The 25,056-nt window shown below is 29.3% G+C and carries 25 protein-coding genes; 10 read left to right on the plus strand and 15 right to left on the minus strand.

Features of this window, described 5'->3' with window-relative positions:
• Positions 1–38: 38 nt before the first annotated feature.
• Positions 39–2,951, plus strand: coding sequence for an FAD-binding and (Fe-S)-binding domain-containing protein (locus DIS07_RS08995; protein ID WP_109404902.1), 2,913 nt, complete (start codon positions 39–41; stop codon positions 2,949–2,951).
• Between the two features lie 39 nt (positions 2,952–2,990).
• Here the strand turns inward: DIS07_RS08995 and DIS07_RS09000 are convergent, their stop codons facing one another.
• Both DIS07_RS09000 and DIS07_RS09005 read right to left on the minus strand, forming a co-directional pair.
• The gene (locus tag DIS07_RS09000) at positions 2,991–3,851 is read right to left on the minus strand and encodes an OmpA/MotB family protein (RefSeq protein WP_109405064.1); all 861 of its coding nucleotides are present in this window, start codon (positions 3,849–3,851) and stop codon (positions 2,991–2,993) included.
• A 76-nt stretch (positions 3,852–3,927) separates the two neighbouring features.
• Positions 3,928–6,564 carry a valine--tRNA ligase gene (locus DIS07_RS09005; protein ID WP_109404903.1) on the minus strand — a complete coding sequence of 879 codons (2,637 nt, stop codon included), beginning with the start codon at positions 6,562–6,564 and terminating at the stop codon, positions 3,928–3,930.
• A gap of 123 nt (positions 6,565–6,687) precedes the next feature.
• On the opposite strand from DIS07_RS09005, the gene DIS07_RS09010 reads away from it, so the two are divergent.
• Positions 6,688–7,092: a DUF1573 domain-containing protein gene (locus DIS07_RS09010; RefSeq protein WP_109404904.1), complete on the plus strand. Its 405-nt coding sequence runs from the start codon at positions 6,688–6,690 to the stop codon at positions 7,090–7,092.
• Here DIS07_RS09010 and DIS07_RS09015 read toward each other — a convergent pair.
• Positions 7,089–8,438 carry an aspartyl protease family protein gene (locus tag DIS07_RS09015; RefSeq protein ID WP_109404905.1) on the minus strand — a complete coding sequence of 450 codons (1,350 nt, stop codon included), beginning with the start codon at positions 8,436–8,438 and terminating at the stop codon, positions 7,089–7,091. The two genes, DIS07_RS09010 and DIS07_RS09015, sit on opposite strands and share 4 nt — an antisense overlap.
• 139 nt (positions 8,439–8,577) lie before the next feature.
• Here DIS07_RS09015 and DIS07_RS09020 point away from each other — a divergent pair, with 139 nt between their 5' ends.
• The gene (locus DIS07_RS09020; protein ID WP_109404906.1) at positions 8,578–9,768 is read left to right on the plus strand and encodes a pyridoxal phosphate-dependent aminotransferase; all 1,191 of its coding nucleotides are present in this window, start codon (positions 8,578–8,580) and stop codon (positions 9,766–9,768) included.
• Complete coding sequence (gene murB, locus DIS07_RS09025; RefSeq protein ID WP_109404907.1) at positions 9,769–10,776, plus strand: UDP-N-acetylmuramate dehydrogenase; 1,008 nt, start codon at positions 9,769–9,771, stop codon at positions 10,774–10,776.
• A gap of 4 nt (positions 10,777–10,780) precedes the next feature.
• Here the strand turns inward: murB and DIS07_RS09030 are convergent, their stop codons facing one another.
• The 12 genes from DIS07_RS09030 to aqpZ all read right to left on the minus strand — a co-directional run bounded on the left by DIS07_RS09030 (position 10,781) and on the right by aqpZ (position 20,200).
• Positions 10,781–11,482 (minus strand): DUF2490 domain-containing protein, encoded by a 702-nt coding sequence (locus DIS07_RS09030; protein ID WP_109404908.1) that lies wholly within the window; start codon positions 11,480–11,482, stop codon positions 10,781–10,783.
• A gap of 29 nt (positions 11,483–11,511) precedes the next feature.
• Positions 11,512–12,114: a DUF4956 domain-containing protein gene (locus DIS07_RS09035; protein WP_109404909.1), complete on the minus strand. Its 603-nt coding sequence runs from the start codon at positions 12,112–12,114 to the stop codon at positions 11,512–11,514.
• Between the two features lie 2 nt (positions 12,115–12,116).
• Positions 12,117–12,863 carry a polyphosphate polymerase domain-containing protein gene (locus DIS07_RS09040; protein ID WP_109404910.1) on the minus strand — a complete coding sequence of 249 codons (747 nt, stop codon included), beginning with the start codon at positions 12,861–12,863 and terminating at the stop codon, positions 12,117–12,119.
• A gap of 233 nt (positions 12,864–13,096) precedes the next feature.
• On the minus strand, positions 13,097–14,191 hold the full coding sequence (locus DIS07_RS09045) for a YHYH protein (RefSeq protein WP_109404911.1): 1,095 nt from the start codon (positions 14,189–14,191) through the stop codon (positions 13,097–13,099).
• Positions 14,192–14,200: 9 nt separating this feature from the next.
• Positions 14,201–15,631 (minus strand): CotH kinase family protein, encoded by a 1,431-nt coding sequence (locus tag DIS07_RS09050; protein ID WP_109404912.1) that lies wholly within the window; start codon positions 15,629–15,631, stop codon positions 14,201–14,203.
• A 145-nt stretch (positions 15,632–15,776) separates the two neighbouring features.
• Complete coding sequence (locus DIS07_RS09055) at positions 15,777–16,424, minus strand: SCO family protein (RefSeq protein WP_109404913.1); 648 nt, start codon at positions 16,422–16,424, stop codon at positions 15,777–15,779.
• A gap of 2 nt (positions 16,425–16,426) precedes the next feature.
• A complete protein-coding gene (locus DIS07_RS09060) occupies positions 16,427–16,942 on the minus strand; it encodes a toxin-antitoxin system YwqK family antitoxin (RefSeq protein ID WP_109404914.1) in 516 nt (171 codons plus the stop codon).
• A gap of 88 nt (positions 16,943–17,030) precedes the next feature.
• Positions 17,031–17,825 carry a YHYH protein gene (locus tag DIS07_RS09065; RefSeq protein WP_109404915.1) on the minus strand — a complete coding sequence of 265 codons (795 nt, stop codon included), beginning with the start codon at positions 17,823–17,825 and terminating at the stop codon, positions 17,031–17,033.
• 109 nt (positions 17,826–17,934) lie between these two features.
• Entirely contained in the window at positions 17,935–18,420 is a 486-nt protein-coding gene (locus DIS07_RS09070) for a hypothetical protein (RefSeq protein WP_109404916.1), read from the minus strand.
• A gap of 5 nt (positions 18,421–18,425) precedes the next feature.
• Complete coding sequence (locus DIS07_RS09075; protein WP_109404917.1) at positions 18,426–18,743, minus strand: hypothetical protein; 318 nt, start codon at positions 18,741–18,743, stop codon at positions 18,426–18,428.
• 100 nt (positions 18,744–18,843) lie between these two features.
• Positions 18,844–19,425 carry an RNA polymerase sigma factor gene (locus tag DIS07_RS09080; protein WP_109404918.1) on the minus strand — a complete coding sequence of 194 codons (582 nt, stop codon included), beginning with the start codon at positions 19,423–19,425 and terminating at the stop codon, positions 18,844–18,846.
• Positions 19,426–19,513: 88 nt separating this feature from the next.
• Positions 19,514–20,200 (minus strand): aquaporin Z, encoded by a 687-nt coding sequence (aqpZ, locus tag DIS07_RS09085; protein ID WP_109404919.1) that lies wholly within the window; start codon positions 20,198–20,200, stop codon positions 19,514–19,516.
• A 128-nt stretch (positions 20,201–20,328) separates the two neighbouring features.
• Between aqpZ and DIS07_RS09090 the strand changes: the two genes are divergently transcribed.
• From DIS07_RS09090 to lipA, 6 genes are all read left to right on the plus strand, one after another.
• Positions 20,329–20,532, plus strand: coding sequence for a membrane or secreted protein (locus DIS07_RS09090; protein ID WP_109404920.1), 204 nt, complete (start codon positions 20,329–20,331; stop codon positions 20,530–20,532).
• 12 nt (positions 20,533–20,544) lie between these two features.
• Complete coding sequence (locus DIS07_RS09095; RefSeq protein ID WP_181374574.1) at positions 20,545–21,648, plus strand: glycosyltransferase; 1,104 nt, start codon at positions 20,545–20,547, stop codon at positions 21,646–21,648.
• Positions 21,639–22,202, plus strand: coding sequence for an RNA polymerase sigma factor (locus DIS07_RS09100; protein WP_109404921.1), 564 nt, complete (start codon positions 21,639–21,641; stop codon positions 22,200–22,202). The genes DIS07_RS09095 and DIS07_RS09100 overlap by 10 nt, the downstream gene beginning before the upstream one ends.
• A gap of 1 nt (position 22,203) precedes the next feature.
• Positions 22,204–23,424: an NRAMP family divalent metal transporter gene (locus DIS07_RS09105; RefSeq protein WP_109404922.1), complete on the plus strand. Its 1,221-nt coding sequence runs from the start codon at positions 22,204–22,206 to the stop codon at positions 23,422–23,424.
• Positions 23,425–23,444: 20 nt separating this feature from the next.
• Positions 23,445–24,098, plus strand: a complete 654-nt coding sequence (locus tag DIS07_RS09110; protein ID WP_146190721.1) for a hypothetical protein — start codon at positions 23,445–23,447, stop codon at positions 24,096–24,098.
• Positions 24,099–24,177: 79 nt separating this feature from the next.
• Positions 24,178–25,047: a lipoyl synthase gene (gene lipA, locus DIS07_RS09115; RefSeq protein ID WP_109404924.1), complete on the plus strand. Its 870-nt coding sequence runs from the start codon at positions 24,178–24,180 to the stop codon at positions 25,045–25,047.
• The last annotated feature ends 9 nt before the right edge of the window (positions 25,048–25,056 follow it).

Below are 25,056 nucleotides of genomic sequence, written 5' to 3' on the forward strand. Positions count from 1 at the left end.
CGGATATTTGCAAAAGACTTACTTTTCAATAGTAAATGATGATTGATAATACCGTTTTAGAAAAATTACACAACTCACTTTCTGGTGATGTTTTATTTGACAACTTACACAAAACTTTATTTGCTACAGATGCTTCTGTATATCGTAAAATTCCTTTAGCTGTTGCTTTTCCTAAGGATGAAAAAGATATTAAAACTTTAATTGAGTTTGCCAACAAAAACAACACCACTTTAATCCCGAGAACTGCAGGAACCTCTTTAGCAGGACAATGTGTGGGTGATGGAATTGTGGTGGATGTTTCTAAACACTTTATCAACATTATTGCTTTAGATGAAAAAGCTAAAACTATTACTTTACAACCAGGAATTGTTAGAGATTCTCTCAACGTTTATTTAAAACCTTTTGGATTATTTTTTGGACCAAATACATCAACTTCTAATAGATGTATGATTGGTGGAATGGTGGGCAACAATTCGTCTGGAAGTACTTCAATTCAATATGGAGTTACACGTGATAAAGTGTTGCAAATTGATGCTATTTTAAGTGATGGCAGTTCAGCAGTTTTTAAAGAAATTTCTTCCGATGATTTTATCAAAAAAACTAAAGAAAACTCCCTGGAAGGAAAAATATACAAATCGATTTATTCTGAACTTGTGTCAGAATCTACCCAAAAAGAAATAAAATCTGAGTTTCCAAAAGAGTCGATTCATAGAAGATGTACAGGTTATGCAGTAGATGAGTTCTTAAAATCAGATTTATTTGGCGGTAAATCATCAACCATTAATGTTGCAAAATTATTAGCAGGAAGTGAAGGGACGTTGGCTTTTTCAACTGCGATTACCATTCAATTAGACGACTTACCTCCTACTGAAAGCATTATGGTTTGTTCTCATTTCACAAGTATAAATGAGAGTTTAAAGGCGACTTTAACGGCAATGAATCACAATTTATACAATTGCGAATTAATGGACAAAGCCATTTTAGACTGTACCAAAAACAATCGTGAATTGGCAAAAAATCGTTTCTTTTTGCAAGGTGATCCAGAGGCTGTTTTAATGTTAGAAGTATCAGCAAATACTCTTGAAGATGCGGAAGTTTTAGCAGATAAATTAATTGCAGATTTAGAAAAAAACAACTTTGGTTATCATCATCCAAAAGTATATGGAAAAGATATTGCTAAGGTTCATTATTTAAGAAAAGCTGGTTTGGGTGCTTTAGGAAATATGGTGGGAGATATGAAAGCTGTTGCCTGTATTGAAGATACAGCTGTTGCTTTAGAAGATTTGCCAGATTATATTGAAGAGTTTACCCAAATTATGGATAAATATCAGCAAGATGCTATTTATTATGCGCATGCAGGAGCAGGAGAATTGCATTTACGCCCTATTTTAAACTTAAAAAAGAAAGCTGATGTAGTTTTATTTAGAAAAATAACTACGGAAACTGCTCAGTTAGTAAAGAAATATCATGGTTCTTTTTCTGGTGAACACGGAGATGGAATTGTACGTGCGGAGTTTATACCAATGATGATTGGTGAGAACAATTATCAATTGTTAAGGCGCATTAAAAAAGCATTTGACCCAAACAACGTTTTTAATAAAGGAAAAATTACGGATGCTTTTCCTATGGATGAAAGTTTGCGTTATGAAATTAATAGAAACGAACCAGAAATTGAAACGATTCAAGATTTTTCTAGTGATGAGGGAATCTTAAAATTAGCTGAAAAATGTAATGGTTCTGGAGATTGTAGAAAACCTGTTGAAGCTGGAGGTACCATGTGCCCAAGCTATAGAGCTACAAAAAACGAAAAAGAAACCACTAGAGCTAGAGCAAATACTCTAAGAGAGGTTCTTACGAATAATAAAGCTAAAAACAAATTCAATTCAAAAGAATTAAAACAAGTTTTAGATTTGTGTTTAAGCTGTAAAGCTTGTGCTTCTGAATGCCCAAGTAATGTAGATATTGCCACAATGAAGGCAGAGTTTCTATATCAGTATCAAGAAACAAATGGGTATTCTTTTAGAAGTAAATTATTTGCTAACAATGCTAAGTTAAACAAATTAGGAAGCCTCACTCCGTCACTTTCTAACGCTATTTTAAATACACCTTTTGCAAAAAAAGCGATGGGTGTAGCTGTAGAAAGAAGTGTTCCTAAATTAGCTAAAAAAACACTAAATAGCTGGTATAAAAAACATGTTACGATTTCTACAAGCGAAGAGAAAACTAAAAAAGAAATTTATCTTTTTAATGATGAATTTACTAATTTTTATGATGTTGAAATTGGTAAAGATGCTGTTTATCTATTAGAAAAATTAGGCTATAAAGTAAACATCATCAATCACGAAGAAAGTGCGAGAAGTTATATTTCAAAAGGATTTTTAAAAGAAGCTAAAGTGGTTTGTAATAAAAATATAGCTATTTTTAAAGATATTATTTCTAAAGAAAGCCCTTTAGTTGGAATTGAACCATCAGCAATTTTAACGTTTAGAGATGAATATATTAGGTTATCAGATGACAAAAAATCAGCAGAAAAAATAGCTAAACACACGTTTACTTTCGAAGAATTTTTAGCCAAGGAAGTTGAAAAAGGACACATAAATGCTGATTCATTTACCAAAATAGCTAAGACACTAAAAATTCACGGACACTGTCATCAAAAAGCTCTTTCCGGAACTAATGCGAGTTTCCAAATTTTAAATATTCCTGTGAACTACAAAGTAACCATAATGAATACAGGTTGTTGTGGAATGGCAGGTTCTTTTGGATACGAAAAAGAGCATTACAAAATAAGCATGCAGGTTGGTGAAGATACTTTATTCCCTAAAATAAGAAATTGTAGCGAAGACACTGAAATTGTTGCTGCAGGAACTAGTTGTCGCCATCAAATATTTGATGGTACCAAACGTTTAGCCAAACATCCAATTACAATATTGAAAGAAGCTTTAGTCTAGAAAAAAGACATATTTTAAAACTTTTAAAATTCTGAAAAATTAGTCTTTAATTTCTATTACACCTTCTTCTGCAAGTAATGCAAAAAATTTATCTAAATTGGGTAGTATTAAAATTCTTGTTCTTCTATTTTTGGCTCTATTTTTAGGGTTTGTATTAGGAAATAAAGGCATTGTATCTCCCCTTCCTGATGCAATTAAACGGTTACCTTCAATACCAAATTTATTTTGTAACAATCGAACAATAGATGTAGCTCTTTTTACACTTAAATCCCAGTTATCTTGTACACTTTTGTTATTAATAGTTTGAGAATCTGTATGCCCCTCAATCATAACATCCATACTAGGTTCAGATTGAATAATGTCTGCTAATTTGGTAACTAATTTTAAGGCTTCTTTTCTAACTTTATAACTTCCTTTATTAAATAACAATTTATCAGACACAGAAATCATTACTACAGTTTGTCCAATATCGATATTGATGTCACTAGAATTTTGCAGTTCTCTAGAAACCAAAGTCTTTTTAAATACATTGTAAGAAACAACTAAATTTAAAGTATCTTTAAATGTCTTTGCTTTTGCTAATTTTTTTGGATTAAGTTTTTTGATGGTTTCATCCATCATCTTTCTCACTTTCTTAGAAACTTTAGGCACACCATCAACCATTTTAAACTCAATAGCATTTTCTTTCTCTAGTGTAACGTTTTCACTCCTTAAAGAATTGATTTTATTGTTATACAATTTTACTCTATTCTCAATTTTTGAAAATTTAAGTTTTAACGTTTGTAAGTTACTTTTTGTGATTTTATATTCTGATTCAAGTTCTGAGTATTTTTTTTTGGATACACAAGACACAAACATTAGCATTAAGACAATGAATGGTAAAACTAAGTTTTTCTTCATTTTAAAATTTTTGTTGATTACTTTCATCAATAAATATAAGTATATTTTGATAACATTAAACTTAACAAATATATTTTTACTTTAATGATGCTAAACTAGATTTTATCGTTTCAATTTTAGCTAATGTGTCACTTTCTTTTTTACGTTCTAATGTAATCACTTTTTCAGGTGCATTTGATACAAAACGCTCATTAGATAATTTCTTTTGAATGCCAAATAAGAAACCTTCTGCTCTTTTTAACTCTGCATTTAATTTCTTTGTCTCTGCTTCTACATCAATATATGCCGCAGAAACAGGAACAAAATATTCATTTGATTTTACTCTAAAGGATGCCCCATCTACTTTATCTGAAACATAATTAATTGCAGAAGCATTTGTTAGTTTTTGAATAACAACATCAAATTCTTTCGAATTCTTTTCATTATCAACTACAAATAATTCCACAGCATCCTTAAAAGAAATGTTCTTTTCTTTTCTGATCGTTCTTATTCCTGATACTACTCCTGTTACAAAATCAAAGTCAGTAATAATTTGTGCATCAAATGTTTTTTGTTCTGGGTATTTAGCAATAATTAAAGCTTCATCTGGAGTTCTTTCTGCTATAAATTGCCAAATTTCTTCCGTTAAAAATGGCATAAATGGATGTAATACCTTTAAATTATTCTCTAAAACTTTAATAATAGCGTCAAAGGTAATCTTATCTATAGGCTGCTGATATGCAGGCTTTACAATTTCTAATAACCAAGATGAAAAATCATCCATAATTAACTTGTAAATAGACATTAAAGCGTCTGATAATCGGTATTTAGAAAAATGATCTTCAATTTCTGCTAAAGCTTTTTGAAATTTTGCTTCGTACCAAGCCAAACCAATTTTTGCTGTTTCTGGTTGTGGCAAAGTTGCATCAACTTCCCAACCTTTTATCAAACGAAAAGCATTCCAGATTTTATTAGCAAATCCTTTTCCTTGCTGACATAAATCTTCATCAAATAAAATGTCATTTCCTGCTGGAGCACTTAATAACAATCCAACTCTTACACCATCTGCACCAAATTTTTCTATCAATTTTAAAGCATCAGGAGAATTCCCTAAAGATTTAGACATTTTTCGTCTTTGTTTGTCTCTAACTAAACCTGTTAGATAAACGTTTTCGAAAGGTTTTGCATCTTTATATTCATATCCAGCAATAATCATTCTTGCTACCCAAAAGAATAAAATATCTGGACCAGTAACTAAATCGTTAGTAGGATAATAATATTTAATTTCTTCGTTTTCAGGATTTCTAATTCCATCAAAAACAGACATTGGCCATAACCAAGAAGAAAACCAAGTATCCAGTGCGTCTTCATCTTGTGTTAAGTCAGAAGTCTGAAGTTTGAAGTTTAAAGTTTTCTCTTTCGCAAGCTCAAGAGCTTTTTCAATGTTTTCTGCTACCACAAAATCTTCTTTTCCATCTCCATAGAAATATGCAGGAATTTGTTGTCCCCACCACAATTGACGAGAAATATTCCAATCACGTACATTTTCCATCCAATGACGATAGGTATTTTCGAATTTTTTTGGCACCAAGTTAATATCAGAGTCTTCACCTAAAACAGCATCAATAGCAGGTTTCGCTAAATCTGCCATTTTTAAAAACCATTGATCTGACAACCTTGGTTCTATAACTGCCTTTGTTCTTTCGGAAGTACCTACTTTATTCGTGTGCACTTCGGTTTTAATCAAAATTCCTTTTTCTTCTAATTCTTTAGCAACTGCTTTTCTAGCAACAAATCTGTCTTTCCCTTCATAATGCAATCCAAAAGAATTTAATGACGCATCTTCATTAAAAATATCGATTACTTCTAAGTTATGTTTGTCTCCTAAAACTTTATCATTTTCATCGTGTGCAGGTGTTACTTTTAAGCAACCTGTTCCAAATTCTACATCTACATACTCATCTTCAATAATAGGAATCACTCTATTACATAAAGGCACAATTGCTTTTTTACCTTTTAAATGTGTAAAGCGTTCATCCTTAGGATTGATACAAATTGCGGTATCTCCAAAAATGGTTTCTGGTCTTGTGGTAGCAATGGTTAATGTATCATTAGAACCTTCAATTTTGTATTGTAAATAATACAAATTTCCTTGTCTTTCTTCGTGGATTACCTCTTCATCAGAAAGTGTAGTTTTTGCTTCAGGATCCCAATTTACCATTCTGTATCCTCTGTAAATTAAACCTTTGTTGTACAAATCAACAAAAACTTTAATTACAGATTCAGACATTTCTGGATCCATTGTAAATGCAGTTCTTTCCCAATCACATGAAGCTCCTAACTTTTTTAATTGTTCTAAAATAATACCTCCATATTTATCTTTCCAATCAAAAGCGTGTTGCAAAAACTCTTCACGAGTTAAATCGCTTTTTTGAATTCCCTGCTCTTTTAATTTGGCAACAACTTTTGCCTCAGTAGCTATTGATGCGTGGTCTGTACCTGGAACCCAACAAGCATTTTTACCTAACAAGCGTGCACGTCTAATTAACACGTCTTGAATTGTGTTATTCAACATATGTCCCATATGTAAAACTCCTGTAACATTTGGAGGAGGAATTACAATAGTATAAGGCTCTCTTTCATCTGGCGTTGAATAAAAATAGTTGTTTTTCATCCAGTAATTGTACCATTTATCTTCTACTTGGCTTGCATCATATTTAGATGGAATTGTCATACTTTGGTATCCTTTTTGATATATAGTTGGCAAAAATACAATTATCTAATTTCAGGAGAAAATTAGCTATTGATTTTTTATAACAAAATATTAGTTTTAATTTTACACAATAAATAATAAACTATGAAAGTATTTACTACCCTTTTTGTATTCTTATTTGTAACTCTTTCTCTAAGTGCTCAAGAATTTAAATTTGACAAAGAAATTATTGACTATGGTAAAATTGCCAAAGGAGATAATGGAGAACGTACTTTTGTGTTCACCAACATTGGTGACCAACCTTTAATTATAAAAAACATACAGTCTTCTTGTGGTTGTACAGTTCCTAAAAAGCCAAAAAAACCTATAATGCCTGGTGAAAAAGGTGAAATAAAAGTTTCTTACGACACGAAAAGAGTTGGCGGGTTTTCTAAAGCAATTACTATTTTCTCTAATGCTAAAAATAAAAGAAAAGTAATTAAAATTAAGGGCTATGTAGAAATGGGAGTTTCTCTACAAAAGAAAAAAAGTATTTTATCTGATAGTTAAACTTTTTTCTCTAAACGAAACTGAAGAGTCATTCTTTCTCCGTTTCTTTCGATAGTTATTTTTATTTTTCTACCGTGTTTTTCTTGAAATTTATAAAGAATATCTGCCATGGTTAATTCGTGAGCAGGTTTACCATTTATTTTTATAATTTTATCGTCTTTTTTTAACCCTGCTTTGTCTGCAGGAGAATTTACAACAACTTTATTAATTTTATAAGAAGGTTTAAAACGGTATTCATACCTAGTTACCAAAGAAATAGACGACCTCTTATCTACCTCAACATCATACGAATTATAAAATTTCTGAATAGCTCTCTCTCTAACTAGTTCTTTACCACTATAAACCACATCTAAACCACTCATATTATAATTAAATCCTTTTTTAAATGAGCCATTCTTTTTAAAAACTATTTTATGATTTCTATAATCTATCCAAATTTTAAAACGACTTAGAATTCCACCACCGATACTACCATTCCTTTCTGTAAACTTTCTTGCATTAACTGTAGATAGAGAATCGAGGAAAGAACAAGTTGGTTCTTTAATTCTATAATCGCCTAAAATTAAAGTTGGAATTCTGCTTCTATTACCATAAATCGTTCCGCTTAGGCCTTCACCTAAAATATCATTAAAAAAGCGATTGGGTGTAACAATATTTTTTTTTGATTTTTCTAACAACCATATCGCATCACTTCCGCCAGTATCAATTAACATTTTAACATCAGTTGTTTTTCCAGACACTGTATCTAAAACTACTTTTGTATTTATGTAGGGTTTTTTTCTGTAGAATCTCAAATCTGTTGAAAAACATTTTTTACACTTCTCATAGTCAAACGTTTTTGGATTGTAAAAATGCAATCTATTGGTTTTATAATTTATTTTAACGATGAAATTTTTAAACAAACTGTAACCAATTATACCATGAATGGTAGTTCCCATTTTACCTGAAAGATTAAAAAAATCTTTCAGCACTACAAATATGGTTTCATTTTTAGTTTTTATTCCCTTAATTTCAACAGTATTTTTTTGAGAGATTAACGCGTCTACAGAATCGCCTCCTCCTAGACCTTTTAGTTTCATCTTTCTAGTATTTAACAAACTAATACTATCATTAGCAGAGAGACTAAAGAGAATTGTTTTATTAACACCTGTATCTAATATAAAAGAAAGTTTTTTTCCGTTAATTTTTAATGGGATAACAATCAAGTTATTAATTTTTTTAAAACTTACTACTTGATGATTCTTATCTGGATTTTTGAATTGAAAACCTGTCTGAGAATTTGAAATCCAAGTAAAAAAACAAAAAACAATAAAAAATAATTTATTTCTAATTTCCAACTGTATCATATTACTTCTTCAAGATACAAATCTTAAATTTTATTTATTGTTTTTTAGGAAATATTTAACCTTTAAACTTTCTTTAATAAAATGAATTAAATAAAATATATTTCGGAAATTTGCATACAGAAAATCTTAAAATTTTATTATGCCTTCAATATCTAATAAAGGAACTCAAATGCCATCTTCACCTATTCGTAAATTGGTACCTTATGCAGAAGATGCTAAAAAAAGAGGAACCAAAGTTTTTCATTTAAACATTGGCCAACCAGACATTAAAACCCCTCAAGTTGCTTTAGATGCTGTAAAAAACAATAATATTAAAACCTTATCTTATGCACGTTCTGAAGGTTCTGAAGAATACAGAATTAAGTTAGCTAATTATTATAAGAAAAATAACATTTACGTTTCTGCTAATAATATAATTGCAACAACAGGAGGTTCTGAAGCTCTTTTATTTACTATTGGAAGCATAACTGATCCAGGTGATGAAATTATAATTCCTGAGCCTTTTTATGCAAATTACAACGGATTTTCTACTGCTTCTGGTGTAAAAGTTGTACCCGTAATTTCTAAAATTGAAGATAATTTTGCGCTTCCTAAGATTGAAGATTTTGAGAAACTCATCACCAAAAAAACAAAAGCAATATTAATTTGTAACCCTGGAAACCCCACTGGATATTTATACTCAAAAGAAGAAATTGAAAAACTAAAACAAATTGTTTTAAAACACGATTTATTTTTAATTGCTGATGAAGTTTATCGTGAATTCACTTACGATGGGTTACAACACACCTCAATAATGTCTTTAGATGGTTTAGAGCAAAATGCAATAGTAATCGATTCGGTTTCCAAACGTTATAGTATGTGTGGTGCAAGAATTGGTTGTATTGTATCTAAGAATGATGATTTTATTGCAACTGCTATTAAATTTGCCCAAGCAAGATTGAGTCCACCAACGTATGCATTAATTGCAAGTGAAGCTGCATTAGAAACACCTCAAAGTTATTTTGATGATGTAAAAGCAGAATATGTTGAAAGGAGAAACACTTTAATTAAAGAATTACAAAAAATTGATGGTGTAAAAGTAGCTAATCCAAAAGGTGCTTTTTACTGTGTTGCTGAATTGCCAGTTAAGGATACAGATGATTTTGCACAGTGGATTTTAGAAAAATTCAATGACAATAACGAAACAGTTATGGTAGCTCCTGCAAGTGGATTTTATTCAACAGAAGGAGAAGGGAAAAATCAAATTAGAATGGCTTATGTTTTGAATAAAAAAGACTTAATTCGTTCTGTAGAAATCTTAAAAGAAGCGTTAAAACAATACAACAGTTAATTGGATATTCAACAAAATATATCACTTAAAAAATACAATACTTTTGGTATTGATGTTATTGCAAAACGTTTTATTTCTGTTGATTCTGTTTATCAATTACAACAACTTTTAAAAAAGGAAAAAAATATTTTTTTAATTTCTGGAGGAAGCAATATGTTACTAACCAAAAACATTGAAGAATTGGTTGTTCATATTGATATTAAAGGAATTTCTATTGATAGAGAAAATCATAATGATATCTATTTAACAGTTAACGCTGGTGAAAATTGGCACGAATTTGTCTTATGGTGTGTGGATAATAATTATGGTGGTGTTGAAAATTTATCTCTAATTCCAGGAAATGTAGGTACTTGTCCTATACAGAATATTGGTGCTTATGGTTTTGAAGTAAAAGATACCATTACCAAGGTTGAGGCTTTAGAAATTAAAACCGGAAAATTAGTTCAGTTTTCAAACGCTGAATGTAATTTTGGTTACCGAAACTCCATTTTTAAAAATGAAGTAAAAGGTAAGTACATTATTACTTCTGTGAGTTTTCAATTAACTAAAAACAACCATAATTTAAATACTTCTTATGGTGCCATTGAAACAGAATTAGCTTCTAAAGGAATTAGTAAACCAACACTAAAAGATATTTCTGATGCTGTAATTGCTATCAGAAAATCAAAACTTCCTGATCCAAAAGAAATTGGAAATAGTGGTAGTTTTTTTAAGAATCCTGTGATTTCTAAACAGCAGTTTTTAGAGCTTCAAGAAAAATATCCTACTGTTCCCAGTTATAAAGTTTCCGGTACTGAAGTTAAAGTTCCTGCAGGTTGGTTAATAGAACAAGCTGGTTTTAAAGGAAAACGTTTTGGAGATTATGGTGTACATACCAAACAAGCTTTAGTTTTGGTGAATTACGGAAATGCTTCTGGGAAAGAAATACACCATTTAGCACAAAAAATCCAAGAAACGATTTTACAAAAATTTGGTATCACCCTAGAAATTGAAGTTAATGTAATTTAAACACCTATTTAAAACTATAAGTGTATTTTAATCCAATGATGTTAGTTGTATCAGGAAAATCAACATTTAATTGTTTTTCAAACCTATAATACACTCCTATTTCACCATAATTCTTAATTTTATAATCTGTTCCAAAAGTTAATCTATATTTATTAAAACCATTGTCTTTTCCTTCTTGAAATCTATGAAAGATTTCTGCAGCGAACTTTGGGTCTAAACTCCATTTTTTGAAATTATATGTTAAAGAAGTCTTAAACCTGAGGTTTTGATTTACAAAATCTCCTTCGTCATAAGAAACTCCCAACTCATTTTTATTTTGATAACGTAATCTATACCCAATTTTTAAATCTTTTATTTTGTGTTTGTATTTTGCTTCAAGATGAAATCTAAAATGATTTTCATAGCCTTGTATGTTTCCTTTATTGTCATTTTCTCTTATATATCGCAAAGCAGCACCGATTCGAAAACCTTTTGACAGCTTGTATTCTCCAGAAAATTCTGTAAAATAAGCATCTATAACAGATATATTTTCTTTAAATCGGAATTGTCCTTCCAAACCTAAATTCCACTTTTTATTCAACTCATAATCTAATGTAATTGAGTTCCATAAAGTCAAATCTGTTTCACCTTTCGTCTGTGCAAAATTTACATTTGATACCAACAGTAAATTAAATATTATGATATTCTTCAGTATTCTTTTTTTCATTTTTTAGTCTATTTTAAATGATTTTGACTTTATTTTCTGTTGTAATAAAAAATGGTTAAATCTGCTGTATCCTTTAAAAAATCTATATCACCGATAGCAATATTATTAATAGATAAACCTGTTCTATTTTCTAAATCTGCTTTTAATAAGTTGTAGTTCTCTGGTTTTATATTATCAATATTTTCATAAACTACTACCTTAGTTACCTCGTGTTTTAAATGCCATACTTTTTCAATAATTGCAATTGCAGCAACTATGATAACATTTGCTAAAATAATTTCTGAAAAACTCATTTTTTTGTTGGCCAAAGAGTTCATCACAGAGACGCCAATAACTACAAACAAATAGGTCATTTCTTTAATATTAATAGCATCAGTTCTATACCTAATGATGCCAAAAATGGCAAAAAGTCCAAGTGCCATACCTATATCTAACTCGAATTTTTTGAGTGTAAAACACAAGAAAAACACTATAAAACTTATCATATAAAATGTAAATAAATAGTCTTTACGTTTGGTAGATGTGTAATACAACCACCTAATAATTAAGGTTAAAAAAATTAGATTTATGATAAAACGAAATGACATTTTAAAAAAATCGTCATCAAAAATTGGGATTTCTAAAAACTCCATAATTATGCTATGATATTATTAATTCTTATTAATTTCTTTTTAAAAATATTATACTTTAAATCATTGTAAAGGCTAATCATACCAATACAGTATTTGCTTATACTATATGGATTTTGCCTTATTACTTTTAAAGATTTTATTATTTTAGATTTTCTATTAAAACGTTCTTGTTTTACTTCGATAACTACTAAGTTTTCAAATCTCTTTTCCACTTCATTTATCTTATAATTTAAGTTTAAATCTAAAGTGACACGTTCTTTATTTTTTACATTCACCAACGTAACTCTATTGAATTGATTCCATAAACTTGGTATTAAATCATATTCTGTGTTTGTAATGGATGAAATAAATTTTTTGGAAGTTGCGTTAAGTGATGTTTCAAAATCTGTTACAGGAATTCTAGATTTATTTGTTTCTCCTTTTCCATTTTTCTGCTTTATTTCTAAAAAGCATAAGTTAGATTCAACATACTTGCGTTGTCTAATTTTAATTCTGTTATTTTTTCCATTATGATGATCTTTGTAAAACTTATTTTCTGCTGTATCAAAATACAAGGATGAATAACTCATAATTCTATCTTTATTAATTTCTAAAACTTTATAGTCTTTTTTTAAGTCTTCTAAAATTGAAATTAATTGATGAGTATGAATTACAAATTTTGTATCCGTTCTTTTCATCAAAGAAACACCGTTCATTTCTTTTAAAGAAATAGGAGAAAATGTATTTAATATTGTTTTTACTTTATTCATACTAAATTTATAGCGTTATTAGTTGATTACTTATTTTTAGATGATTATTGTTCTTAAAACTTGTGCCTTTTGTGTTAAAAAAAACAAAAACCTTATCATAAAAAATGATAAGGTTTTTAGAATAACACTTCCCCAAACATTATTTCTCTTTTTGTAATATCTACAATTACTTGTTTTACAGAGTTTTTATTATTTCTATTTTTTTAGATGTTATTTCTTATAAATTGTAATTTTTATCTTCTATTTGGTTTTGGAGCTTTTTTAAGTTCTTCTTTGGTTATATAACCATCATTATTTAAATCAATTTTAGAAAATAGATTCTCTAAAGGACCTCTAACTTCTTCTTTTGATAGCTTTCCATCTTTATTAATATCCATTCTTTTCAATAAATCTTCAAAACTTCTTGGTCTATTTCTATTATCTCGCCTTCTTTCGCGTTTTGGTTCTTCATACTCTCCCATTAAACATCTACTTACATAAGGAAACTCATCTGTAACTAGATAAACATATTTTCCATCAATTGTAGTTCCATTGCATTCGTCTAAGTCTCCGAAACCTTCAACAAATTTATAATCTGATGTATACGTTCCGTCATGGTTATCTTCAACAGAAATTTCAATTGTTCTTTTAGGATTTGAATAGGTGCAATCTTCTCCATCTCTAGTTCCGTTTAACAATTGATAACTCGATTTATACACTCCTTTTTTTGAGTAATAAATAGGGAAACCATCGTGTGCAAAACCAATATGTACCAAATCTTTTCCATTATCAAAATTTTCAATTACCGAAGTCGGTGAACCATGATAATGATATGCTCCTGTGGGTTGTACATGGGCATGATTAAAATCTAACCCTAAGTTAATTATATTTTGAAAAGCTTCGACTCTATAATTTTCCCCTGTTTGACAAATTACAACTTCTGCAGTTCCAGGTTCAAATTTCACACCATTTAACGCAACACCAGGCTCTCTAACCCAAGTTGGATCTCCTTTATATTTTGGATTTAAAGGAAACATGTACTGTTTATTTTGTTCCGAAATTTTATTTGGATTTCCCTTTCTAGGAAACTCACCAGTTTTGTGATTTGGAAGTGCATTTGTAGTCATTTTTCGATATCCATTTTCTAAAGTGACTATTGTTTTTGTTCCATAATCATTATTGATTAACTGATAGGGTCCAAAATAATTATTGACTAATTTTGAATGCGTATGATTCTCGGATAGATGCTCATGGGAATGCGAATAATTATCATCATGGTTGTGCTGATGCTTTTTACAGCTTGATAAAAGCGTAAACAAAACAATTAAATAATAGTAAATAGTTCTCATTTTATAAACTTATTTTAAATAATCTAAAACTGCATTTTTTCTAGAAGTTACATGATTTTTCAACTGACTTACGGCAGATTGAAAATCAGAACTATTATTTAAGAATGAATATCCTGAAAGTTCGGAAGTAGCGTATTGCTCAATTAAAGAAGCATAATTCGTATATAAATCTTGAATAGTATTATCTTTAAAAGCATTATTAATTACTTCTTCTACATAAGTATTGTATTTGGCTTTATATATATCATCTTGATATAAATAACCTATTAAAGGCCATTCTGTAGTATTTAACCCTGAAAAATCTAATGGTAAAGAACCACCTCTTTTACCTGTCTGTAAAGCTTCATTATTATCCCAAGGAATCCATGTTAATTTATCATTATCAGGATTATTGTATAAATAATAATTATGTGTCATTCTTCCATAAGTATCCCAGTTTTGGATAACAGTATTTACTGCCAAGTATTTTAAAAATACATCTGTATCAAAAACAGCTTCTAAATCTGCTCTCCAACTAGCAGGATCTGTAGTCCTTTTAGAATCATGGATAATGTTTAACAAATTAGAAACATCTGTAAAATTTGCTTCATCTTCATTTGTTTTTTTCTCATACTCATCTTGGTCAAAAGTTCCTAATGCAAAAGATGCAGCATCACCATCTGGTTTATATAAATTACCATTATCACTAGAAAATTGAGTATCTAACACACTGCCGTCTACTTCTTCTACAAGCGTGTATAATCCGAAATATTTTGGGCCATCACCATAATCTATATAAAGTGTATAGAATGCTGCATGAGAAGCGGCTAAACCTGAATTTCTAAATATATCTGTCGCTACTTTTTCTCTTAAAAAAGATTTATCTTCATAATTGTTTTTTAGGCTAAATTTTTTAAATCCGTAGAAACGTTGATTTTTAATTTGAGGATAATTATCTTCAAATTCATCAAAATCCATTTTAAATGACAATTTTAGAATTCCATTTCTCCAACTTGATTGTAAACTCGAATTTCCTTTAAATCGTAAACCAACTCTATACCATTGTTTTCCATTATAAAATACTTCTCCGGGAACAAAAATTGGGTCTTCATTAGTAGTTATTAAACCACCACCTTGTCCTCCTCCACTACTAGCTCCAAAGACACCATAAGTGTTCGTCATATCATCTAACATACTCTGCCATCTTTCTTTTGTAATCACAAAATCTAATCTTTTTACAGTATTGTCTTGAAAGACTTCCTCAAAATTTGGATCAGCATCTTTACTATGTGAGGTGGTTGTCCAGTCTGTTGCTTCAAAACTTGTATCATCATCTTTAACAACCACATCATCTACTAATTCTTCTTGTTCTTCTAGCACCTCTGAAACTTCATCTTTAGAGCAAGAAAATACGTTAAAGATAACAACTGAGGCTAATAGTATTCTTATAAAATTTTTCATATTCGAATTATTTAATTGATTTAATTTTTAAGTTTATAATAGTTTAGATGCCACAGTTTTTAAAAACTTGTGTGCATTAACTTTACTTTAACAAAAAAGTCCCACCAAATTAATGATGAGACTTTCTTCCCCCTAAGTTAAACTTTTAACTTTCTTTTTTCAAGAGTTCTATATGACGTTTTAACCTTTGTACTTCTAATGATAAAGTCCCATTATATACTCCTCTAATTCTTCCTTTTTTGTCCACTAAAACAAAATTTTCTGTGTGAATAAATTCACTTTCATCTTTTGTCTTTTTAAAATCTTCATCAGCAAAATATGATGTTCTTGCGATATTGTAAATTTTATCTCTATCTCCAGTAACCAAATGCCATTTATTATCAACCGCATTTTTTTCAGCTGCATATTCCTTAATTTTTCTAACTGTATCTACCCAAGGCATAACTGAATGTGATAATAACATAATATCATCATCATCTTTATAAATCTCTTGGATTTTACTCATATTTTTTGCCAAAACTGGACAAATACTTGGGCATGTTGTAAAGAAAAAATCAGCTATATATATTTTGCCTTCAAAATCTTTATTTGTAATTTTTTTTCCATTTTGATTGAAAAACTCAAACGGAGCTATCGTGTGAATTTTGCTATACTTTTTATCTGTTTTAGCAATCCATTCTGGTGTAAAGTCTTCTGAATTGTAAAAAGGGAGTGTTTTTGATCTATTAACCTCGTCAACTTTTTTACAAGAGCTACAGATAATGATTAATAAAAGTATCGTTTGTAGTTTCATTTTTATTCTTTATTTTCTGACAAAACACTCACACAGTTTTTCAAACCAATTAAACCGTGTCTTTCTCCATTAATAGTGTGAAAATTTGCACGGATTTTTCCATCTAATTTCCACATTTTTTGACTCCCCGATTCTTTTCCTTCTATAAAATTAAAATGTTTAGCCAATTGCCCGTTATAATGCCAATCTTTAGTGTAGCCATTATAAACACCATTAGCATTGAACTGGTATTCAAACATTTGCTGACCGTCATTAAACCATCCTTTGTGATTTTTTACTTTAATTCCTTTTTTATAATAACGTTCGAACCACCTGTTTCCTGTTGCATACCAACCAAAGAATTCACCTTGTCTTTTTCCTTGATAATACTCCGATTTTGTTTTTAAAACTCCATCATCATAAAACTCTTTTACTATTCCAGAATATTGTTTTTTATCAAAAAATAGAATTCCATTTTTAATTTTAAAACTAGCATTATTTATATTCTTTTCAATGGATGGGATTGTAATTTCATCCATTAAAATAGAAGTTTTATCTACCTTTATTTGATTACAATTGATAAAAAGTAAACAAAATATTATGCCAACCTTTAAATATCTCAAAAGACTATCTTGTTATGGTTCCTGCTGTTCCAAAAAAACCATTTCCATTTAAATACGGCGCATCTGCTGTAATATGATAATGGTAAATTCCCTTTGGAAAATCTGCTGTTGCAGAAGTATGTCCGTGATAATCATCTAAATCTGAAGACGTAAGTGTGCTTCCATTTTCTTCTGGTCCATATACAGGAAAACCATCTGCTAATAAACCTAAAAAACCACTTTTACTAAACTGTGTTGTTAAATATGTTGGCTCTATATGGTAGTGATACAATGTTCCTGCTGGATGACCTAACCATTGATCAAAAGAATTTATTTCATTAGTTAAATCTGCGCCACCTGCTGCGTATTGATTAAAAAACACTACTCCATTTCTGGATAATCCAATTGGTCCCATTGGAGTAGCGCTTTTATTAGTTGCTTCTTTAGGATTGAGTGTCATTGTAAAAGTCAAATTTTGCTCACCTATAGAATTAGGGTTTTTTCTCCAATTAGAATTTGTACCATTATAAGCTTCATATAATGGATTAGAGGTATCCCAATAAGGACTGGTGTGATTTGGTGTTCCTTTACTAGTGAAAGTTACATTATTTCCAGTAACAGAATAAGAAACTCCATCTACATTATCAAAATAAGTTAAAATTGGGGTTATATCGTACGTAGTTGTTGTAGGATTAAAAGTATCATCGACTACCACATCATCATCTTCTCCTGTAATTGATGATGATGAACTACAAGAATTCATTATAAAAGCAAGTAAAAAAAATAGAGCTGATGTTTTAAGGTATTGAGAATTTTTCATCGTGTTTATAGAGTTTAATTTATTCTTTGACCTCATAAATTACTAATAGTTTGAGTCTATGTTTATTTAGATGATTTTTTTAAAAAAAACTTGTTGTTTTATGTAATTTTTATCTTGGTGGACGATGTCTACCGTCTTCATGTGGAGGCATTCTTCTATCATTGGGAGGTCCTGGTTTACCTCCTCCTATAGCTTTTTTTATAATTTTATCAAATTTAATTGATTGTTCATTATTACATAAAGTTCTGACTATAGTAAAAAATCGAAATACTTCAGCTTCTTTTTTAGCTTGTAAATTCCCGATTTGATTTATTAAGCTATCTACAGAAAAGTTAGTTTTTTGAAAAGAACTAAATAAAATATCTTTTCTTTGTCTTAATTCCTGATCGATTTCCATCATGTTTTCCCTATGAATTTTATCGAACTCTATAAATTGATTTTTTTGTTTTTCAGAAAATCCTAATTCTTGAGTCAGAAAATTCCTTTTAGGGTGTATATCTCTTTTCTCGTGAGGCTTATTTATCAACATAAAAATTAAAGCTCCGTTTAAAAAGATTAAAGCTATTAATAAAATAGGAAGTAATTTTGATTTCATATTTTCTAATTTAAAAAAGAATTACTATTTGATTGTAAAGAATATTCTTGTGCAAATTCTTCTATAGTTGAACTTGAACTTGTTTCTGTATCTGAAAAAACATAAAAAACAGTAGCACAATTTATTAATAAAATTATACTTAAAGTAACTAACTGTAATTGAGGTGTAAACCAAGAAAAAATAGTTTGTTTTTCTACTTTTTCTGCATTCATTCTTTGTAAAACTTTATGTTTAAAAAAATGATTTACCTCTATCTTTTCTATGTTTTCTAATACTTTAAATGTATCTTGTATTTCTTTATTGATGTGTTCTTTATTATTCATTTTGATTTTATTACAAAATAATTTTATAATTATTTAGATGCTTTATTTTTTAAAAACTTGCGTTAAATATTTTTTTTTCAATCTCACTAATTTTCTTACTTTAAAAAATATCTTTTTTATAAAAATTTTCTAATTTTTCTTGTAAATTTTTCTTTGCCCTAAACATTACCGATTCTACAGAGGATAAACTTTTGCCAGTAATTTCTACAATTTCTTGGTAACTTTTGCCATCAATTTTAGCCAAAGTAAAAATTACTCTCTGACTTTCTGGCAAAGTATTAATTGCCTTAAAAATAATTTCTGATTTTTCATTATTTTCTAATAAAATACCTGGGTGATTGAATTCGGTGAAATAACTTGTTTTATCAATTGGAATCTCATTTCCTAAAATAGTTTGCATAAATGCAAAACGTTTTTTGGTATTTTTCTTTCTAATAAACTCTAAACATTTATTAGTAGCTATTCGATATATCCAAGTTGATAATTTTGAGTTTCCTTTAAATTTAGCAATAGACTTAAAAACTTCCAAAAAAACTTCTTGCGCAACATCTTCAGCATCTTCTTTATTTGGAATAAAGGAAATACAAGTACCGAAAACTTTCTGCTGATAATCATCTAAAAGTTTACTAAATGCAGCTTGTTTTCCAGCCTGTAATTGCTTAATAAAATTGTCTTCTCTCAATTGGTTGTTTTCAAAAAAGTAAACATACAAAAAAACCAGAAGAACATTTCATTCTTCTGGTTTTGGACAGAGTTAGGGATTAATTTTTTTATTCTTTATCAAATAAAGTTTTATGTATTATTCCTGCCACAACTGCTCCTGCAATAGGGGCTACCCAAAACAACCAAGACTGTGTTAAATATTCGCCTCCTGCAAAAATTGCTTGACTCATAGAACGCGCTGGGTTAACAGAAGTGTTAGTGATTGGAATACTTATTAAGTGAATTAACGTTAAACCTAAACCAATTGCAATTGGTGCAAAACCCTTAGGTGCTCTTTCATTTGTACTACCTAAAATGATTAGTAAAAAGAACATTGTTAATAAAAATTCTGCTATAAATGCTGATTGCATAGTATATTTATCTGGAGATAATTCTCCATATCCATTTGCAGCAAAACCGCCAATAGATTCAAATCCTGATTTTCCTGAAACAATTAAATACAAAGCAGCAGCAGCTAAAATTGCACCTACTAATTGAGAAATAATATATGGAATTAATTCTTTGGCAGAAAATTTACCTCCAGCCCAAAGGCCAAAAGAAACTGCAGGGTTAAAATGCCCACCAGATATATGTCCAACAGCATACGCCATTGTTAAAACGGTTAAACCAAAAGCTAGAGAAACTCCAACAAAACCAATACCTAATTCTGGAAAACCAGCAGCAAAAATTGCACTACCACATCCTCCAAAAACTAACCAGAAGGTTCCGAATAATTCAGCAAAATATTTTTTCATAATGTAAAATGTTTAGTTGATAACAATTTTTAGACACTCAATTTTTTAAAAAGTCACATTGTTAATATTTTACTCATTTTTTTATCTTAACAATAAGAATATGTATCTTTGTCATACAATCTTCGTTTATGAAACTATTATTTTTAACTTTAGGTTTATTAGCTCTTGGCGTTGCTGGAATTGCAATTAAAATTTGGGCAAAAAAAGATGGTAAATTTGCAGGTACTTGTGCAAGCCAAAATCCAATGTTAAATGAAACTGGAGAATCTTGTGGTTTTTGTGGAAAAACACCTGATCAATTCGATTCTTGTTCAGAACCTCAACATAAATAATCTTTCTTTTAAATGATTTTATCTGTACTTTTCTACGCTTTTGTAGTATTTACAGTTATTCAAATTTTATATTATTTAGCTTTTTCTTCTTTCTTATTTGATAATCAAAAAAAGAAAAGAAAGAGAATGGAAATTCCTATTTCTGTAGTTATTTGCGCAAAAAATGAAGCCAGTAATTTACAAAAATTTCTACCTTTAATTATCAATCAAAAATATCCAGATTTTGAAATTGTTTTAATTAATGATGCTTCTTCAGATTCAACCTCAGAAGTAATGCAATCCTTCAAAAAAAAACACAATCATATTACTGTAATTGATGTTAAAAATATTGAAGCTTTTTGGGGAAACAAAAAATATGCTCTTACTTTAGGTATAAAAGCTGCAAAAAACAAGCATTTATTATTCACAGATGCAGATTGTAAACCCGTTTCAAAAAATTGGATATCAGAAATGAGTCAGAACTTTTCTGACGAAAAAACCATAGTTTTAGGATACGGAAAATACAAAAAGGAAAAATTAATAGTCAATTTATTTGTTCGTTTTGAAACACTATTAACCGCTGTTCAGTATTTTAGTTATGCTAAGTTAGGTTCTCCTTACATGGGTGTAGGAAGAAATTTAGCCTATCACAAAAACGAGTTTTTTAACGTAAAAGGATTCATTAATCACATGCATATAAAATCGGGTGATGATGATTTATTTATACAAGATGCTGCTATTAAAGAGAATACTGCAATTTGCACGAGAGCAGATAGTTTTACTGTATCTGAAGCTCCACAATCATTTACGCAATGGTTTCGTCAAAAAAGAAGACATATTTCTACAGCAAACCATTATAAAGTTAAACATAAAGTTCTTTTAGGTTTGTTTTTTGTTTCAAAAGTGTTTTTCTATGTCTTAGCTACTTCACTATTTTTCTTCTACTCATGGAAAACTATCTTTCCATTAGTGATAACTTATTATGTAATTCAATTTTTAGTAGTTGCTTTTTCAGCAAAAAAATTAAAAGAAGATCTAATCATTTATTTTTTACCTTTTTTAGAAATTGGATTACTGCTTTTTCAATTATCAATTTTTATCACTAATTTGTGGTCAAAACCAAATCATTGGAAATAGATAAAAAAAAACTTAATATTCAAATTCTAAAAGCTAAAAATGGAAGTCAATCTGCTTTTAGTTTTTTATTAGATGCATTTTGGAATGATGTGTATAATTATCAACTAAGAAAAACACAAAATGAAAACGATGCAGAAGACATAACCATCAGAACATTTTCTAAAGCTTTTGATAAAATAGAAACTTATGATGACAAATATGTTTTTAAAACTTGGTTAATTACCATTTCTAAAAATTTACATATCGATTTATTACGTAAAAAAAACATTTCAATAGCTACAGACACTTCTAAAGAACAGGAAAAAAGTGCATATTTAGTTGCTGATGAAAACCCCACTCCAGAAGATAAAATTATTACCGAACAAAATTTAGCCAAACTTTTAAAAGACATTAAACAACTAAAACCTAAATATCAAGAAATTATTCAATTACGTTATTTTCAAGAATTAAGTTATAAAGAAATTTCTGAACAAATTAATGAATCTATGAACAACGTAAAAGTAAAGTTGTTACGAGCTAAAAAGTTGTTGGCAGAAATTATTAAAGATTCTTAATATGAAAAAATCATTTTTGCAATCTTTAGGTCCGGGTTTATTATTTGCAGGTGCTGCCATTGGTGTATCTCATTTGGTACAATCTACAAGAGCTGGTGCAGAATTTGGTTTTGGTCTAATATGGGCTTTATTATTGGTGCATTTATTTAAATATCCTTTTTTTCAATTTGGGCCACGATATGCTGCTGCAACCGGTGAGACCTTATTAGATGGGTATAGAAAACTTGGCAAAGGAGTATTAATAGCTTATTACATCTTAAATTTTGCCACCATGTTTACTATTCAGGCAGCTGTTACAATTGTTACTGCTGGTTTAGCTTCTCAACTATTTGGAATAACTAATAATTTGGTTTTATGGTCTACTATGTTAATGTTTATCAGCCTGCTCTTTTTGGTTATTGGAAAATACAAATTGCTAGATAATTTAATGAAATACATCATTCTAATTCTAACCATAAGTACAATTATTGCAGTTTCTGTGGCTTTATTTAGTACCAAAGAAGCATTTGATGTTACTCAAATAATTCCTTCAGGAGCAGTAGAATTAACTTTTTTAATTGCTTTTTTAGGATGGATGCCAGCACCTATGGATGTTTCTATTTGGCACTCTATCTGGTCTGTTGAAAAAGATAAAACTACAATTGTAAAGACCAACCCCAAAGATGCTGTTTTCGACTTTAATGTAGGCTATATTGGCACACTCTTTTTAGGGATTTGTTTTGTACTTTTAGGCGCTTTGGTCATGTACAACTCTGGCGAAACTTTTTCTAACAAAGGAGGTGTTTTTGCACAACAACTTATCAATTTATATACCAAAAACTTAGGCGAATTCTCACATATATTTATTGCTATAGCTGCATTTACAACAATGTTTAGCACAACAATAACTACTATGGATGCTTCACCTAGAGTTATGAATAGAACCACAAAACTACTTTGGAGAAAAAATTTAAAATTTGGATATTGGTTTTGGATTATTTTTCTTTTTGTTGGTACTTTTTTAATCCTAAAATACTTTATGGATAATATGGGTTTATTAGTTAAAATAGCAACTATTCTATCTTTCTTAACCGCTCCTTTCTATGCAATTTTAAATTATAAACTCATCACTGGTAAACATACACCTGAAAAAGATAGACCAGATATTTTATTGCGAATTTTAAGTATTGTTGGAATTGTATTTTTAATAGGTTTTAGCATTTGGTTTTTATTGAGTTTATAAATTATAATGATAGAATTATTATGAAAATTAAAATTATTTCAATTTTAATTCTTTTTTCTTATCAAATAATATTTTCTCAAAATAAGGTTTGGGGAACCTATGATTTAGATTCTATTGTATATTTAGAAATGCCATTTACTGTATATGAGTTTGATACTATTATAGATAATAATAGAGTTTATGAAATTTATTCAGAAGATAAATCTTCTAAATTCATAGCTCAAAAATTATTTTTTAGTGAACATTACAGTAATTCAAGTAAATCAGTTTTACCTACTAATGCTAAAAGTTTAAAAACATTTTATTTAGATGTAATAGATGTTTTAAATGAAATCAATACATATAAATTAGATTACGGAGGATCTATTCAAAAAAATAACCTAGAAGGCTATCGTTTTTTGCATAAAAATAATGATGGTAAGAGTTTACATGAAACCAATATGTTTTACATCAATAAAAATCTTTACTCTTTTTCTTATTTTAATGAAAATGGATTAAATGAAATTGAAAGAAAAAAATTTTTCAACTCAATTGTTTTTAATGATGAATATAAACCGATTCAGTACCCAATTAAAAGAATGTCCTATAGAAATAAAATAATTTTAGGTTTGCTAGGTCTTCTTTTATTCTCATACATTTTAAGGTTCAAATACAAAAGAAAACACATACCTTAATTCTACAAGTTAGTAAAGAGTTTTTAACAAGTATTTAAAACTTTCCTTTGTATCTTTGCACTTCATAATTCGATAGAAAATGGCAATAGATTCTGTTATCCTTCCTGAAAGACCCCAAAAACCAAAATGGCTTCGTGTAAAATTACCTGTAGGTAAAAAATATACTGAATTAAGAAGTTTGGTAGATAAGTACAAATTAAATACCATTTGCACGAGTGGAAGCTGTCCAAATATGGGAGAATGTTGGGGAGAAGGAACTGCTACTTTTATGATTTTGGGGAATATATGTACACGTTCTTGTGGTTTTTGTGGTGTAAAAACCGGAAGACCAGAAACTGTGGAATGGGATGAACCTGAAAAAGTTGCACGTTCTATTAAATTGATGAACATTAAACACGCTGTAATTACTTCTGTAGATAGAGATGATTTAAAAGATGGCGGTTCTATTATCTGGGCAGAAACAGTAGAAGCAATTCGTAGATCTACTCCAAATACTACATTAGAAACCTTAATCCCTGATTTTCAAGGTAACACCAAACAGATTGACAGAATTATAGAAGTACATCCAGAAGTAGTTTCTCATAACATGGAAACTGTAAGAAGGTTAACTCGCGAAGTACGTATTCAAGCAAAATATGATAGAAGTCTTGGAGTTTTAAAATACTTAAAAGAAAATGGTATGCGAACCAAAACGGGTTTAATGTTAGGTTTGGGAGAAACTGAAGAAGAAATAATACAAACTATGAAAGATTTACGAGAAGTAAATTGTGACATTATTACTATTGGACAATATTTACAACCCACAAAAAAACATTTACCAGTAAAGGAATTTATTACTCCAGATCAATTTAAAAAGTATGAAACTTTAGGTTTAGAAATGGGCTTTATGTATGTAGAAAGCGGTGCTTTAGTGCGTTCTTCTTATAAAGCACACAAACACGCTAAATAACTATTTTTT

This window comes from Polaribacter aquimarinus (assembly GCF_003129485.1).
In the GTDB taxonomy this organism is placed as follows: domain Bacteria; phylum Bacteroidota; class Bacteroidia; order Flavobacteriales; family Flavobacteriaceae; genus Polaribacter; species Polaribacter aquimarinus.

What these genes read in the sequence shown, in the direction of transcription:
- DIS07_RS08995 (WP_109404902.1), top strand. Translation starts at nt 39, where the DNA reads ATGATTGATAATACCGTTTTAGAAAAATTACACAACTCACTTTCTGGT.
- DIS07_RS09000 (WP_109405064.1), bottom strand. Translation starts at nt 3,851, where the DNA reads ATGAAGAAAAACTTAGTTTTACCATTCATTGTCTTAATGCTAATGTTT.
- DIS07_RS09005 (WP_109404903.1), bottom strand. Translation starts at nt 6,564, where the DNA reads ATGACAATTCCATCTAAATATGATGCAAGCCAAGTAGAAGATAAATGG.
- DIS07_RS09010 (WP_109404904.1), top strand. Translation starts at nt 6,688, where the DNA reads ATGAAAGTATTTACTACCCTTTTTGTATTCTTATTTGTAACTCTTTCT.
- DIS07_RS09015 (WP_109404905.1), bottom strand. Translation starts at nt 8,438, where the DNA reads ATGATACAGTTGGAAATTAGAAATAAATTATTTTTTATTGTTTTTTGT.
- DIS07_RS09020 (WP_109404906.1), top strand. Translation starts at nt 8,578, where the DNA reads ATGCCTTCAATATCTAATAAAGGAACTCAAATGCCATCTTCACCTATT.
- DIS07_RS09030 (WP_109404908.1), bottom strand. Translation starts at nt 11,482, where the DNA reads ATGAAAAAAAGAATACTGAAGAATATCATAATATTTAATTTACTGTTG.
- DIS07_RS09035 (WP_109404909.1), bottom strand. Translation starts at nt 12,114, where the DNA reads ATGGAGTTTTTAGAAATCCCAATTTTTGATGACGATTTTTTTAAAATG.
- DIS07_RS09040 (WP_109404910.1), bottom strand. Translation starts at nt 12,863, where the DNA reads ATGAATAAAGTAAAAACAATATTAAATACATTTTCTCCTATTTCTTTA.
- DIS07_RS09045 (WP_109404911.1), bottom strand. Translation starts at nt 14,191, where the DNA reads ATGAGAACTATTTACTATTATTTAATTGTTTTGTTTACGCTTTTATCA.
- DIS07_RS09050 (WP_109404912.1), bottom strand. Translation starts at nt 15,631, where the DNA reads ATGAAAAATTTTATAAGAATACTATTAGCCTCAGTTGTTATCTTTAAC.
- DIS07_RS09055 (WP_109404913.1), bottom strand. Translation starts at nt 16,424, where the DNA reads ATGAAACTACAAACGATACTTTTATTAATCATTATCTGTAGCTCTTGT.
- DIS07_RS09060 (WP_109404914.1), bottom strand. Translation starts at nt 16,942, where the DNA reads ATGGATGAAATTACAATCCCATCCATTGAAAAGAATATAAATAATGCT.
- DIS07_RS09065 (WP_109404915.1), bottom strand. Translation starts at nt 17,825, where the DNA reads ATGAAAAATTCTCAATACCTTAAAACATCAGCTCTATTTTTTTTACTT.
- DIS07_RS09070 (WP_109404916.1), bottom strand. Translation starts at nt 18,420, where the DNA reads ATGAAATCAAAATTACTTCCTATTTTATTAATAGCTTTAATCTTTTTA.
- DIS07_RS09075 (WP_109404917.1), bottom strand. Translation starts at nt 18,743, where the DNA reads ATGAATAATAAAGAACACATCAATAAAGAAATACAAGATACATTTAAA.
- aqpZ (WP_109404919.1), bottom strand. Translation starts at nt 20,200, where the DNA reads ATGAAAAAATATTTTGCTGAATTATTCGGAACCTTCTGGTTAGTTTTT.
- DIS07_RS09090 (WP_109404920.1), top strand. Translation starts at nt 20,329, where the DNA reads ATGAAACTATTATTTTTAACTTTAGGTTTATTAGCTCTTGGCGTTGCT.
- DIS07_RS09095 (WP_181374574.1), top strand. Translation starts at nt 20,545, where the DNA reads ATGATTTTATCTGTACTTTTCTACGCTTTTGTAGTATTTACAGTTATT.
- DIS07_RS09105 (WP_109404922.1), top strand. Translation starts at nt 22,204, where the DNA reads ATGAAAAAATCATTTTTGCAATCTTTAGGTCCGGGTTTATTATTTGCA.
- DIS07_RS09110 (WP_146190721.1), top strand. Translation starts at nt 23,445, where the DNA reads ATGAAAATTAAAATTATTTCAATTTTAATTCTTTTTTCTTATCAAATA.
- lipA (WP_109404924.1), top strand. Translation starts at nt 24,178, where the DNA reads ATGGCAATAGATTCTGTTATCCTTCCTGAAAGACCCCAAAAACCAAAA.